General features: G+C 69.8%; 15 protein-coding genes. 6 read left to right on the top strand and 9 right to left on the bottom strand.

Features of this window, described 5'->3' with window-relative positions; all coding sequences use genetic code 11:
* Positions 1–5: 5 nt before the first annotated feature.
* Positions 6–1202: an AI-2E family transporter gene (locus MIAR_RS08430; RefSeq protein ID WP_285634121.1), complete on the top strand. Its 1197-nt coding sequence runs from the start codon at positions 6–8 to the stop codon at positions 1200–1202.
* Positions 1199–2428: a threonine ammonia-lyase gene (gene ilvA / locus MIAR_RS08425; RefSeq protein ID WP_285634119.1), complete on the top strand. Its 1230-nt coding sequence runs from the start codon at positions 1199–1201 to the stop codon at positions 2426–2428. Before MIAR_RS08430 ends, ilvA begins: the two co-directional genes overlap by 4 nt.
* Positions 2429–2509: 81 nt before the next feature.
* On the opposite strand, the gene greA is transcribed toward ilvA, so the two are convergent.
* Both greA and MIAR_RS08415 read right to left on the bottom strand, forming a co-directional pair.
* Complete coding sequence (gene greA / locus MIAR_RS08420) at positions 2510–2998, bottom strand: transcription elongation factor GreA (RefSeq protein WP_285634117.1); 489 nt, start codon at positions 2996–2998, stop codon at positions 2510–2512.
* Between the two features lie 122 nt (positions 2999–3120).
* Complete coding sequence (locus MIAR_RS08415) at positions 3121–3507, bottom strand: DUF4307 domain-containing protein (RefSeq protein ID WP_285634115.1); 387 nt, start codon at positions 3505–3507, stop codon at positions 3121–3123.
* Between the two features lie 95 nt (positions 3508–3602).
* On the opposite strand from MIAR_RS08415, the gene MIAR_RS08410 reads away from it, so the two are divergent.
* Positions 3603–3896: a hypothetical protein gene (locus MIAR_RS08410; RefSeq protein ID WP_285634112.1), complete on the top strand. Its 294-nt coding sequence runs from the start codon at positions 3603–3605 to the stop codon at positions 3894–3896.
* Positions 3897–3915: 19 nt separating this feature from the next.
* Here MIAR_RS08410 and MIAR_RS08405 read toward each other — a convergent pair whose 3' ends face one another.
* Both MIAR_RS08405 and trhA read right to left on the bottom strand, forming a co-directional pair.
* Positions 3916–4389, bottom strand: coding sequence for an S-ribosylhomocysteine lyase (locus tag MIAR_RS08405; protein WP_285634109.1), 474 nt, complete (start codon positions 4387–4389; stop codon positions 3916–3918).
* Between the two features lie 74 nt (positions 4390–4463).
* Positions 4464–5198, bottom strand: a complete 735-nt coding sequence (trhA, locus tag MIAR_RS08400; RefSeq protein ID WP_285634107.1) for a PAQR family membrane homeostasis protein TrhA — start codon at positions 5196–5198, stop codon at positions 4464–4466.
* Positions 5199–5287: 89 nt separating this feature from the next.
* Here trhA and MIAR_RS08395 point away from each other — a divergent pair, with 89 nt between their 5' ends.
* From MIAR_RS08395 to phoH2, 3 genes are all read left to right on the top strand, one after another.
* Positions 5288–6070 carry an isoprenyl transferase gene (locus MIAR_RS08395; protein WP_285634105.1) on the top strand — a complete coding sequence of 261 codons (783 nt, stop codon included), beginning with the start codon at positions 5288–5290 and terminating at the stop codon, positions 6068–6070.
* A gap of 46 nt (positions 6071–6116) precedes the next feature.
* The gene (locus tag MIAR_RS08390; protein WP_285634104.1) at positions 6117–7247 is read left to right on the top strand and encodes an aminotransferase class V-fold PLP-dependent enzyme; all 1131 of its coding nucleotides are present in this window, start codon (positions 6117–6119) and stop codon (positions 7245–7247) included.
* A gap of 218 nt (positions 7248–7465) precedes the next feature.
* Positions 7466–8773 (top strand): RNA 5'-3' helicase PhoH2, encoded by a 1308-nt coding sequence (gene phoH2 / locus MIAR_RS08385; RefSeq protein ID WP_285635710.1) that lies wholly within the window; start codon positions 7466–7468, stop codon positions 8771–8773.
* A gap of 110 nt (positions 8774–8883) precedes the next feature.
* Here phoH2 and MIAR_RS08380 read toward each other — a convergent pair whose 3' ends face one another.
* From MIAR_RS08380 to MIAR_RS08360, 5 genes are all read right to left on the bottom strand, one after another.
* Positions 8884–9714 carry a DUF559 domain-containing protein gene (locus tag MIAR_RS08380; RefSeq protein WP_285634101.1) on the bottom strand — a complete coding sequence of 277 codons (831 nt, stop codon included), beginning with the start codon at positions 9712–9714 and terminating at the stop codon, positions 8884–8886.
* Between the two features lie 198 nt (positions 9715–9912).
* Positions 9913–11307, bottom strand: a complete 1395-nt coding sequence (locus MIAR_RS08375) for a class II fumarate hydratase (protein ID WP_285634099.1) — start codon at positions 11305–11307, stop codon at positions 9913–9915.
* Positions 11304–11975 (bottom strand): carbonic anhydrase, encoded by a 672-nt coding sequence (locus MIAR_RS08370; protein WP_285634096.1) that lies wholly within the window; start codon positions 11973–11975, stop codon positions 11304–11306. The genes MIAR_RS08375 and MIAR_RS08370 overlap by 4 nt, the downstream gene beginning before the upstream one ends.
* Positions 11972–12613, bottom strand: coding sequence for a DUF4245 family protein (locus tag MIAR_RS08365; RefSeq protein ID WP_285634094.1), 642 nt, complete (start codon positions 12611–12613; stop codon positions 11972–11974). The genes MIAR_RS08370 and MIAR_RS08365 overlap by 4 nt, the downstream gene beginning before the upstream one ends.
* Positions 12610–12849 (bottom strand): exodeoxyribonuclease VII small subunit, encoded by a 240-nt coding sequence (locus MIAR_RS08360; RefSeq protein WP_285634092.1) that lies wholly within the window; start codon positions 12847–12849, stop codon positions 12610–12612. Before MIAR_RS08360 ends, MIAR_RS08365 begins: the two co-directional genes overlap by 4 nt.
* Positions 12850–12916: the final 67 nt, after the last annotated feature.

Raw genomic sequence — 12916 nt, 5'->3', positions numbered from 1 at the left:
GCACAATGAGCGACAACCCCACACCGAGGTTCCGCAATCCGTTCCGCCACTATCCGCCGGTGACGGACCGCACCGTCACCACCGAGGTCGACGAGGCGGTGCCCAAGCCGCTGCGCGTCACCGCCGCGTATGCGTGGCGTCTGCTCGTCATCGCCGGGGCCATCGCCCTGTTCATCTGGCTGGTGATGCTGCTCAAGGCGCTCGTTATCCCGCTCATGGTGGGAATCCTGATCACGGCACTGCTGTGGCCGGCATTCCAGATCATGCTCCGCGCGCGGTTCCCGCGCTGGCTGGCCATCGCCACCACGGTCATCGGCACGATCGCCATCGTGGCGGGCCTGCTGTGGCTGGTCATCTGGCAGGTGCGCGCGCAATGGCAGGACGTCCAGGAGAGGACGCTGGTGGCCATCGAGCAGCTCAAGGTCCTGCTGCTCGACAGTCCGTTCCATCTCACCGCCTCCGACATCGACGGCTACATTGCGCAGTTGCAGACGCTGCTCACCGAGCAGCAGAACTGGCTGTGGAGCGCCGCAGGCGCGGTCACCGGCACGGCGGCGGAGGTGCTCACGGGCGCCGTGCTCTCGCTGTTCATCCTGATCTGCCTGCTGGCCGACGGCGGCGGCATCTGGAAGTGGACGCTGCGGCTCTTTCCCCGCACGGCGAGGCCCGCCGTCGACGCCGCGGCTCGCAACGGCTGGGAGACCGTGATCAACTACGCGCGCACGCAGATGCTGGTCGCGGGCATCGACGCCGTGGGCATCGGCGTCGGCGCCGCTCTCCTCGGGGTGCCGATGGCCATTCCGGTGGCCGTGCTGGTGTTCCTCGGATCGTTCGTCCCGATCGTCGGCGCCGTCGTGACCGGGGCTGTGGCGGTGTTCCTGGCGCTCGTGTACAACGGCCCCTGGATCGCCCTGGCGATGCTCGGCGTCGTTCTGCTCGTGCAGCAGCTGGAGGGGCACATCCTGCAGCCGATCCTGATGGGCTCGGCGGTGAAGGTGCATCCGCTTGCCGTCGTGCTCGTCGTCGCGGGAGGCGCGATGATCGCCCGCATCCCGGGTGCCCTGTTCGCCGTCCCGCTGGCGGCCTTCATCAACGTCGCGGCGGTGACCATCAGCACCGGCGCCTGGCGCACGGGCGAGGAGCCCGCCGCCGATCTCATCTGGAGCACAGTCCCGCGTGAGCGGACGAGGAGGAATCGATGACCGCAGTCCCGAGCCTGGCGGAGTTCTCAGCCGCAGCCGAGAGCCTGTCCGAGGTGATCTCGCACACGCCGACCGAGCTGTCGCGCGCGCTCAGCGACATCGTCGGGGCGCCGGTGCTGCTGAAGATGGAGAATCTGCAGCGCACGGGCTCGTTCAAGATCCGCGGTGCGACGTACCGGCTCGCCCAGCTCACCGCCGAGGAGCGCTCGCGCGGCGTGGTCGCGGCGTCCGCCGGAAACCACGCGCAGGGCGTCGCGCTCGCTGCGCAGTCCCTCGGCATCCCGGCGACGATCTTCATGCCGCTGGGCGTGCCGGTGCCGAAGCTGCTGGCGACGCGCGGCTACGGCGCCGAGGTGGTGCTGGAGGGCGAGACGGTGGCGACCTCGCTGCGCCTCGCGGCCGAGTTCGCGGAGCGCACCGGTGCGGTGCTGATCCCGCCGTTCAACCACCGCGACGTGATCATCGGTCAGGGGACGCTCGGACTGGAGATCTTCCAGGACGTCCCCGACGTCGACACCGTGATCATGGGCATCGGCGGCGGCGGGCTGATCGCCGGTGTCGCCGCCGCCATCAAGCAGGCGGCCGCGGAGGCCGGACGCACGGTGCGGGTCATCGGCGTGCAGGCCGAGAACGCCGCCGCCGTGCCGCCGTCGCTGCAGGCGGGGGAGCCGGTCGAGATCACCACGCACCCCACGATCGCCGACGGCATCCTGGTCGCCCGGCCCGGCGACATCCCCTTCGAGATCATCCAGGAGCTCGTGGACGAGGTCGTCACTGTCACCGAGGACGACATCGCCCGGGCGCTGCTGGTGCTGCTCGAGCACGCCAAGGTGGTCGTCGAACCGGCCGGCGCGGTCGGCGTCGCAGCCATCCTCGCGGGAAAGGTCAAGGGCACCGGCAAGACCGTCCCGATCCTCTCCGGCGGCAACATCGACCCCATGCTGCTCCAGCGCGTGGTCTCGCACGGGCTCGCTGCCTCCGGCCGCTACGCGACCGTGCGCATCCCGCTGCCCGATCGCCCCGGTCAGCTCGCGAAGGTCTCCGAGATCCTCGCGCAGGTCGGCGCGAACGTCATGGAGGTGCTGCACACCCGGCACGGGCACGGCCTTCAGATCAGCGAGATGATCCTGCAGCTCTCGATCGAGACCCGCGGCCCCGAGCACACCCAGCTCGCCCTGGACACGCTGCGCGCGGCGGGCTTCGAGCCGGAGATCGTGGCGGACTGATCCCCGCCTTCTCGCACTCCGAGACGCAGAAGGCGGGATGCCCCTCAGGGACATCCCGCCTTCTTCCGTGCCGGGCCGTGGTCAGCCGGTGTAGGTCTCCACGCCGGTGATCTCGACCGAGATCGCGCGGCCGTTGGGAGCCTCGTAGCTGGTCTTCTCGCCGATCTTCAGGCCGAGGATGGCCTGTCCGAGCGGGCTGGCCTCGCTGTAGACGTCCATGTCGGCGCCCACGGCGATCTCGCGGCTGCCGAGCAGGAACACCTCTTCGCCACCCGCGACGATCGCGGTGACGACGGTGCCGGGCTCGACGATGCCGCGGCTGGTGGGGGCCTCGCCGACCTTCGCGGTCTTCAGCAGCTGCTGGAGCGTGACGATGCGCGCCTCCTGCTTGCCCTGCTCGTCCTTGGCTGCGTGGTAGCCGCCGTTCTCCTTGAGGTCGCCCTCTTCACGGGCGGCCTCGATGCGTGCGGCGATCTCCTCGCGACCGGTGGTCGAGAGGCGTTCGAGCTCTTCGGCGAGCCGGTCGTAGGCCTCCTGCGTGAGGAACGGTACCTGAGCGTCTGCGGACACAGCGTGCTCCTTCGGTGCGGGCCCCTTCAGGGGCTGAGGATTCCGAACCGTCTGCTGCGGCTCGGCGGATATGCCAAGACGCCCCGGCGTGGGCCGGGGCGTCGGTCGTCTTGCGGACGAGTCTAAGCGACCCAGCAGGACTTCACCAAACCGGTCGTCGCAGCCGCGACGGTCGGGATGCGCACGTCCAGCGCCGAGGTGTGCTTCTGCGAGGCCGGGATCTCGAGCACCTTCCAGCCCACGATGCCGAACTCCTCGTCGAGGGCCTGCACCACGCACACGACGTCGGCGCCGCGCGGCGCGGTGTACTGGAAGCGGACGTCCACGCTGTGATCGTCGTTGAGCGTGAAGCCCATGTCGTCGGCGCTCACGGTGCTCATCTCGTTCACCACGGTCATCCAGCCGAACGCGCCCACGAGCAGCGCCGCGACGGTGCCGCCGATGATCCAGGGCAGCCGTCGGCGACCGGTGCGACCATAGCGCTCATCGAGCTCGCGTGCGGTGGTCACGGGTCTCCTGATCCTTCGTGGAGGGACGGGCCGTTCCGCATCGGCGGATAGGCTGGTACTCCCAGGTTATTCGACCTGAGGATGAAAGGCGCACCATGATCCTGTTCGGCGACAACACCCCCATGCCCACGCCGACCTCGACCGTCCCGCCCGAGATCGTGACCCCGGGTTTCGCCGGCTTCGCCGTCGTGATCGTGGTCGTCGCGGCCGTCATCCTGCTGATCTGGGACATGAACCGCCGCATCCGCCGGGTCCGCTACCGCGAAGAGGTGCGGGACGAACTGGATGCCGAGCTGGCCGCGGCATCCGAAGGTCCCGCCGGCGCCGAGGCGCCTGCCGAGACCGTCACGCCGACCGAGCCCGACGACGACCGCGGCGCGACGCGCTGACCCGCGGGCTCTCCCCGCGTCAGACGCCGACGCGCTGGAAGGCGTCCTGGCTGATCCCCTGATCCAGGATCCGCTTCGCCCACTCCTTGGCGGAGTGCAGGCTGTGGTCCCGGTAGTTGCCGCACTCCACCGCCGAGACGCCGGGCACGTCGCTCCACTGCGCGGGGCCCGCGATGAACTCCAGGCCCGCGCGGACCGCCGCGACGACGTCGACCACTGCCGGCTCGCCCCACATGATCAGGTGGAAGCCGGTGCGGCATCCGAACGGCGAGAAGTCGATCACGCCGTCGATCTCGTCGCGCAGCACGCTCGCCATGGTGTGCTCGATGGTGTGCAGGCCCGCGGTGGGGATCTCGCCCTCGTTGGGCTGCACGAAGCGCACGTCGAAGTTCGAGATGGCGTCGCCCTTCGGGCCGCGCTCGACGCCGATCAGGCGCACGTAGGGCGCCTGCACGGCGGTGTGGTCCAGGGTGAAGCTCTCGACGTCGGCCATGGTGATCCTCCAGATCGTTCAGCTGTCAGGATGCCACGCCGCACCGCAGGCGCGGCAGCGGATGACGCCCGGTGTCAGCCGGCGAGCCCCAGCGATGGCGCGTGCGGCGCCAGCGAGATGAGCAGGCAGGCCGTCCAGTGGCACAGGAACGCCAGCACGGTGCAGACGTGGAAGAGCTCATGGAAGCCGAAGTGGCCGGGCCACGGGTTGGGCTTCTTCATCGCGTAGATCACCGCGCCGATCGTGTACAGCACGCCGCCCACGCAGACCAGCACCATCATGGCGACGTTGGCCTGCACCAGGTCGACCATGTACATCACCGCGGCCCAGCCGAGTGCGAGGTACAGCGCGACGTACAGCCAGCGCGGCGCATTGATCCAGAAGACGCGGAACAGGATGCCCAGGATCGCGCCGCTCCACACGATGATCAGCAGCAGCGTGCCCTTGCCGGGCTCCAGCGCCAGCACCGCCAACGGCGTGTACGTGCCCGATATCAGCAACAGGATGTTCGCGTGGTCGATGCGCTTGAGCACCATCTTGGTCTTCGGACCCCAGTTGAAGCGGTGGTACAGCGCGGAGTTGCCGAACAGCAGCAGCGAGGTGGCCATGAACACCGCGGCGGCCCATTTGCCCGGGGCACCGTGCGCGAGCACGATCAGGACGATGCCCGCGGCGATCGCGACGGGGAAGGTGCCCGCGTGGATCCATCCCCGCCAGCTCGGTTTGATCTCGACGGCGGCGTCGTTCGCCGCGGCGTCGAGAAGCGGGAGCTGGGGGACATCGGGACTGCCTGCGGCTCGGGTGCTCACGTGCTCACTCTAGGCGCGGCCGCATTCCGTACGCCGTACATAACCTGCGCACTCCGGTGCCTCCCGGCCTGTGGAGGTAGCGTAGGGATGTGAGTGCACGCGAGAGCTCGGGGCGGGGACCCCTCTATCGGCTCTACGGGAACCGTCTTCGACGTCGGATCGACCCGGCGACCGTGCCGCACCACGTCGCGATGATGATCGACGGCAACCGGCGCTGGGCCCGTCAGCTCGGCTACGAGTCGGCAGCCGACGGCCACCGCGCGGGCGCGGCGAAGATGCGGGAGTTCCTCGGCTGGTGCGACGAGCTCGGCGTGGACGTGGTCTCGCTCTACCTCTTGTCCGCCGACAACCTGACCAAGCGGGATTCGAAGGAGATCGGCGACCTCATCGAGATCATCGCGGAACTCGCGGACACCCTGTCGAAGCACGGCGACTGGCGAGTGCAGCATGTAGGCAGGGCCGACATCCTGCCGTCGGAGCTGGCGCGCGTGCTCGCGGATGCCGAGGAGCGCACCCGCGACCACACCGGGCTGCACGTGAACCTCGCGGTCGGCTACGGCGGTCGCAACGAGATCGTGGATGCGGTGCGCAGCATCATCGGCAAGCACAACGCGTCCGGCGGCACGCTGGAGGACCTCGCGGCCCATCTCACCCCCGAGATGATCGGCGAGCACCTGTACACGGGCGGCCAGCCCGACCCCGATCTGGTGATCCGCACCAGCGGCGAGCAGCGCCTCAGCGACTTCCTGCTCTGGCAGAGCGCCCACAGCGAGTTCTACTTCGTCGAGGCGCTCGGCCCGGACCTCCGGCGGGTGGACTTCCTGCGCGCCATCCGCGACTTCGCCGACCGCGACCGCCGCTTCGGTCGCTGACAGCTCGCGGCGCGACGAGCTCGGCCGGATGCGCGAGACTGGACGGATGAGCGCTCTGGATGACTACGTCGCGTCGTTCGCGGGGGAGACCGGCTACCTGAACTGGGCGGCGTTCGGCCCGCTCGCGCCGGCGGTCCGATCCGCGATGCACGACGCGGTCGAGGTGATGGGCGGATACAGTCCACGCGAGCATGCGACTATCACCGCTCGCACCGGCCGCGCCGTCGCCGGTGTCGCGGAGATGCTCGGCGCGAAGCGGGCGGAGGTCGTGCTGCGTCCGAGCTCGACGGATGCCCTGCAGCACGCCCTGTACGGGCTGAGCGGCGCGGTGATCGCGGCATCCGGCGAGTTCCCCAGCATCAGCCTCACGCTGCAGCGCGCCGCCGACGCGTCGTCCGGTGCGCTCGCACCGCGCTGGATCGACCCGGTCGACGGGCGGGTCACGACGGATGCCGTCGCGACCGCGCTCGACGACGACGTGACGGCCGTGGCGGTCAGCCATGTCGACTACCGCACCGGCTATCGCGCGGATCTGGCGGCGCTGCGAGAGCTGATCGGCCCCGATCGGCTGCTCATCGTCGACGCGGTCCAGTCGTTCGGCGTCGTCGACGAGGACTGGAGCGCCGCCGACGTGGTGGCCGGGCACGGGTACAAGTGGCTGAGGTCGGGGCGGGGCACCGGCTTCGCGCGCTTCTCCGACCGCGCCGTGGAGCGCCTCCGTCCGGTGCTCAGCGGGATCACCGGCATCGATGCCGACGGGCCGTTCTCCGGGGCCGTGCCTCCGCCGGCATCCGCTGCCCGTGCCTTCAGCGCCAGCGTGCCCGACCACCTCGCCGCGGTGCGGCTCGCGGCCGCGCTGGACGAGATGCGCGACGTGGGCGTCTCGGCGATCGCGAAGGCCGTGCAGCGCAATGTCGACGAGATCCTCGCGATCGCGGAGCGCCACGGCATCCGGTCGGCGACGCCGTCCGATCCGGCGCGGCGCGGCGGGATCGTCTCCCTCGTCCCCGACGATGCGGAGGGGCTGGGCCGGGCCCTCGGTGACGCCGGGCTCGCCGTCACCGTGCGCGGCGGGGCCGTGCGCGTCGCCGCGCACGCCGGCACCGGTGCGGAGACGCTGCGGATGCTGGACGACGCGCTCACGGCATCCGGAAACCGGACGTTCATCACCTCTTAACACGACACGCCCGCGCGTCGTTCGCGGCGTAGGACCGAGCGGGTCGTACCTTCTAGGCATCGGACACCGTGCCCGATCGAGTCGGCCTCCAGGATCGCGACTCGTGGCCCCCTGGTCGACTCGCTGCAGAGCCGGGATCATCCCGGGTAGGGGAGTGGATCGTGACCACACGTTCAGCGCAGCAGCAGTCCACCCGCAAGGCCGTCGCAACCGGAGCCGTGTCACACGATGACACGGCTCTTCGCACCTATGTGCTCGACACATCGGTGCTGCTCAGCGACCCGCAGGCCCTGTTCCGCTTCGCGGAGCACTCGATCGTCCTGCCGGTCGTGGTGATCTCGGAGCTCGAGGCGAAGCGCCACGACCCCGAGCTCGGCTACTTCGCGCGTCGCGCTCTGCGGCATCTCGACGAGCTCCGGGTCGAGCACGGGCGGCTGGACTTTCCGGTCGAAGTCGGCGAGGGCGGCACGCTGCGCGTCGAGCTCGGCAGCGCCGACCTGTCGATCCTGCCCGCCGGCATCCGGCTGAGCGACAACGACAGCCGCATCCTCGCCACGGCCGCGCAGCTCGCGCAGGACGGGCAGGCCGTCACGATCGTCTCCAAGGACCTGCCGATGCGCGTCAAGGCGGCATCCCTCGGCCTGCAGGCCGAGGAGTACCTCGCCGAGCAGGCCATCGATTCGGGTTGGACCGGCATCGCGCCGCTCGACCTCTCCGGCGACGAGATGAGCGACCTCTACGAGAGCGAGGTCGGCCTGAGCGAGCAGGTGCGCGGTGTGCCGGTCAACACGGGCCTGATCATCCACTCCGAGCGCGGCTCGGCTCTCGGCCGGGTCACCGGCGACGGGGAGTACCGCCTGGTGCGGGGCGACCGCGAGGTGTTCGGACTGCACGGGCGATCGGCCGAGCAGCGCATCGCGATCGACCTGCTGCTCGACCCCGAGGTCGGGATCGTCTCGCTCGGCGGGCGAGCCGGCACCGGCAAGTCGGCACTGGCGCTGTGCGCGGGCCTGGAGGCCGTGCTGGAACGGCAGCAGCAGAAGAAGATCATCGTGTTCCGGCCCCTGTTCGCGGTCGGCGGGCAGGAGCTCGGCTACCTCCCGGGTGACCGCGAGGAGAAGATGAACCCGTGGGGCCAGGCGGTGTACGACACCCTCGGCTCCGTCGTCTCGGGCAACGTCCTCGACGAGGTGGTGGAGCGGGGGATGCTGGAGGTGCTGCCACTCACGCACATCCGGGGCCGCTCGCTGCACGACGCCTTCGTGATCGTCGACGAGGCGCAGTCGCTGGAGCGCAACGTGCTGCTGACGGTGCTCAGCCGGATGGGGCAGAACTCGCGTGTCATCCTCACGCACGACGTGGGACAGCGCGACAATCTGCGGGTCGGCCGGCACGACGGCATCGCGAGTGTGATCGAGACGCTCAAGGGGCACGACCTGTTCGGGCACGTCACCCTCACCCGGTCGGAGCGCTCCGCGATCGCGGCGCTGGTCACGGAGCTGCTGGAGGGCGGAGAGCTCAGCTGACGTCATTCGCTTCGGCGGATCGGGCGCGTCCCGATCCGCCGAAGGTGTCCCGATCTGCTGACGAATCCGTCCAGAACGTCAGCAGATCGGGACAACGTCCGTGAATCGGGTCAGCCGCGGACGCGCCGGACGGCGGCGAGGATAGCTGCTTGGACCGTCGGCCAGTCGTGGACGATCTGCGCGTAGTCGAAACGCAGCGTCTCGTACCCGAGGCGGGATGCCGCCGCATCGCGCACCAGGTCCTTGTGCCGCATGGATTCACCGTCGTGGTTGTCCTTGCCATCAGCCTCGAGGATCAGCCGGCCATCGACCACGAAGTCGACCTTGCCGACTCCGGTGATCGTGATCTGGCACTCGAGCCGCAGCCCGAGGATGTGCAGCCGCAATCGGAGCAGGGACTCCAGGCCGCTGTCGGCATCCCCTCGCGCGATGTCGACGAGCCAACGGGAGGACGCAGGAAGGCCCGAACGGATGCGTGACCGACCACCTCTCGTGAGCAGACCCTTGCGCCAGGCTGACTCGAATGCGGCGAAGAACGCCTCGTCCCCACCGCAGCGGCGGAAGTGGAGGAGAGCAGTCTCGACGTTCGTGCGCCCGAGCGGGGGCCGTCCCCGGTAGTAGTGCGACACGCACGAGCATCCGTTGTGAGTGTGGGCGTGCCTGTCGGCGCCGAGCCACACGTGTGGTGCATCGTCGGCGTCGAGGATCCAGACGCCCAGCATTCGCAGCACGCTCGCGCAGGTCAGCGCGCCGCCGTGCGCGGCCGCAGCCCGGACATCGTCACGCAACGGGCCGACCGCGAAGACGCCGTCACGAAGGCGCTCGATCTCCCCGCGCTGCACGCAGCGGGAGAGCGTACGTCGGGTGAATCCCAGCGACTGCAGGTGTCTGCCAGAGGCGATGCCGCCCAGGCGTCGGACGGTTTCGGATGCGGAGAGCATGCCACAGAGTGTGGCCGAGGCCGCAGCATTCGATGGTCCCTGAACGCATTCCCTGTGGATGATCGGCCGTCGTGAGCGATTGTGGAGAGGAAACGTCCCGCCCCGTCAGCGGACCCGGTCCCGATCTGCTGATGATCTCGCGGAGAATGTCAGCAGATCGGGACGGGCGCAGCCGATCGGGACGGGACGACGCGGGCGTCAGCCCGCGTGGGTCATGCTCAGCAGGTCGAGCTTCTGGTCGAGCACCTCGAGGGTGATCTCGCCGCGCTCGACGTAGCCGAGGTCGATCACGGCGTCGCGCACCGTGATGCCCTTGGCGACGGCGTGCTTGGCGATCTTGGCCGCCGCCTCGTAGCCGATGATCTTGTTCAGCGGGGTCACCGTCGACGGGCTCATGCCGGCCAGGGCCGCGGCGCGCTCGACGTTGGCCTGCAGGCCGTCGACGGTCTTGTCGGCCAGCACGCGGGTGGCGTTCGCCAGCAGGCGGATCGACTCGAGCAGAGCGGTGCCCATCACGGGGATGGCGACGTTCAGCTCGAAGGCGCCGGATGCGCCGCCCCAGGCGATCGTGGCGTCGTTGCCGATGACGCGGGCGCACACCATCAGCACGGCCTCGGGGATGACCGGGTTGACCTTGCCCGGCATGATCGACGAACCCGGCTGCAGGTCGGGCAGATGGATCTCGGCGAGGCCGGTGTTGGGGCCCGAGCCCATCCAGCGCAGGTCATTGTTGATCTTGGTCAGCGACACGGCGATGGTGCGCAGGGCGCCGGATGCCTCGACCAGGCCGTCGCGGTTGGCCTGGGCCTCGAAGTGGTCCTTGGCCTCGGTGATGGGCAGCTCGGTCTCGGCGGCGAGCAGCTCGATGACCTTCTGCGGGAAGCCCAGCGGGGTGTTGATGCCGGTGCCGACAGCGGTGCCGCCGAGCGGGACCTCGGCGACGCGGGGAAGGGCGGCCTGCACGCGCTCGATGCCGAGGCGCATCTGGCGGGCGTAGCCGCCGAACTCCTGGCCGAGGGTGACCGGGGTGGCGTCCATCAGGTGGGTGCGGCCCGACTTGACGACGCTCTTCCAGGCATCCGCCTTCGCCTCGAAAGCGACGGCGAGGTGGTCGAGAGCCGGGATGAGGTCGTCGATCAGCGCCTGGGTGACGGCGACGTGCACGGAGGTCGGGAACACGTCGTTCGACGACTGCGACGCGTTCACGTGGTCGTTCGGGTGCACCGCGGAGCCGAGGATCCGCGAGGCGAGCGTGGCGAGCACCTCGTTCATGTTCATGTTCGACGAGGTGCCGGAACCGGTCTGGTACGTGTCGATCGGGAACTCGCCGTCGTGGGCACCGGTGGCGACTTCGTCGGCGGCCTGGGCGATCGCGTCGGCGATGGCGCCGTCCAGGGTGCCGAGGTCCTTGTTCGCGAGCGCGGCGGCCTTCTTGATGCGAGCCAGCGCGGCGATCTGCGCAGGCTCGAGGCCCTTGCCCGAGATCGGGAAGTTCTCGACGGCGCGCTGCGTCTGCGCGCTGTACAGCGCGTTCACGGGGACACGCACTTCACCCATGGTGTCGTGCTCGATGCGGTATTCGGTCTCAGTCACTTCTGCTCCTTCGAGAGTGAGGGGATGTCGGAGTCGGCGAGGCCGACCTGTGCGATGGGGACGGCGCTGCCGTCGGTGAGGCGGTACTTGGCGCCCACGATGGCCAGACGACCCTCGGCGACGGCGTCGCTGATGATCTCGGACGACTCCAGCAGGCCCAGGATGGTGCCGCGCAGGTGCTCGCGCCCGACCTCTTCGGGGTCGATGTCCTCGACGGTCGTGCCGCCGCTCTCCTTCAGCACGCGACGTGCGGCGGGGACGATCGGGGCGATGAGCTTCCAGATCTTCGGCGGGATCGGTTCCGCATCGATCGCCGTGCCGCGCACGGCGGCGGCGACCGCGCCGCAGGAGTCGTGAGCGAGCACGACCAGCAGCGGGACGTCGAGCATCGCGACGGCGAACTCGATGCTCGCCACTGCCGAGTCCGTCACCATCTGGCCGGCGTTGCGGGTGGTGAACAGATCGCCCAGGCCGACGTCGAAGAGGGTCTCCGCGGCGACGCGTGAGTCGGAGCAGCCCAGGAAGGTGGCGAACGGGTTCTGTCCGCCCGCGATCTCGGCCCGGCGGTGGGCATCCTGGTTGGGGTGCTCGGAGATGCCGGCGACGAATCGCCTGTTGCCCTCGATCAGCTTCGTCCAGGCCTCAGCGGGGGTGAGTGTCGTGGTCATCCGGCCTCCTTCAGGTCGCTCAACTGCGAGGTGAGTGATTCAGCAAGCTTCTTGGTGGAGTCCGCGGAGCGGGAGCCGTAGAGCAGCACGTAGTCGCGGCCGGCCTGGGTGCCGAGCGCGTAGGTGACGTTGGCCGTGCCGCGATCGTTCAGATCGAACACGTCCCAGGTCACGCCGTCGATCTGCTCAGTGCCGGTCGGTGCCATGCCCCCGGTGACCTGCGGGGCCCACTTCACGTCGGCGTCGAACGCCTGCGCGAGCTTGATGAAGCCGCGCTCGCGCTCGCCCGCGGGGGCGAGGGTGATGCTCCACACCTTGGTGGCGCCGCCGTCCAGTCCTGCGGCGTTCACTCGCCAGAAGTCGCCCAGCTCGGGCACGATCACCGGGCGATCCGAGGTCGACGAGACGTCGGCCGCGATCTTGGCGACATCGATGGTCGGGCGCGCGGTGGGCTCGCCACGGGGGACGGCGAACACGATCACCGCGACGACGGCGACGGTGATGATCAGCGCGGCGATGAGGTTGCGGAAGGTCTGGCTGGACCGGTAGACGCGGCTCGACTCCGCCTTGCGGTCGGCTGTCTCCTGCGGAGTCTCCGGGCGGCCGAGCTCGGCGACGATCCCCGGCTTGCGGCTCATGCCTCTTCTCCGGCGGATGCCGCGTCGCGGGCGGCCTCGAGACGGCGCTTCGCGCCCAGCAGCCACTCCTCGCAACGGGCGGCCAGCGCCTCACCCCGCTCCCAGAGGGCGAGGGAGTGCTCGAGAGTGGGGGATCCCTGTTCGAGTTCGGCGACGACACGCACGAGTTCGTCGCGCGCGGCCTCGAACGACAGCGATTCGACGGGGGAGTCGTTGGACGCAGTCACGACATCCATCCTACCGGCGTGTCACGGACGCCCCGTCCGGGCGGGGCGGCGGCACAGATCGGGGGGCCGACACGCC

This window comes from Microbacterium arabinogalactanolyticum (assembly GCF_030268005.1).
GTDB lineage: Bacteria > Actinomycetota > Actinomycetes > Actinomycetales > Microbacteriaceae > Microbacterium > Microbacterium arabinogalactanolyticum.
This window is presented reverse-complemented; position numbering and strand designations above follow the sequence as displayed.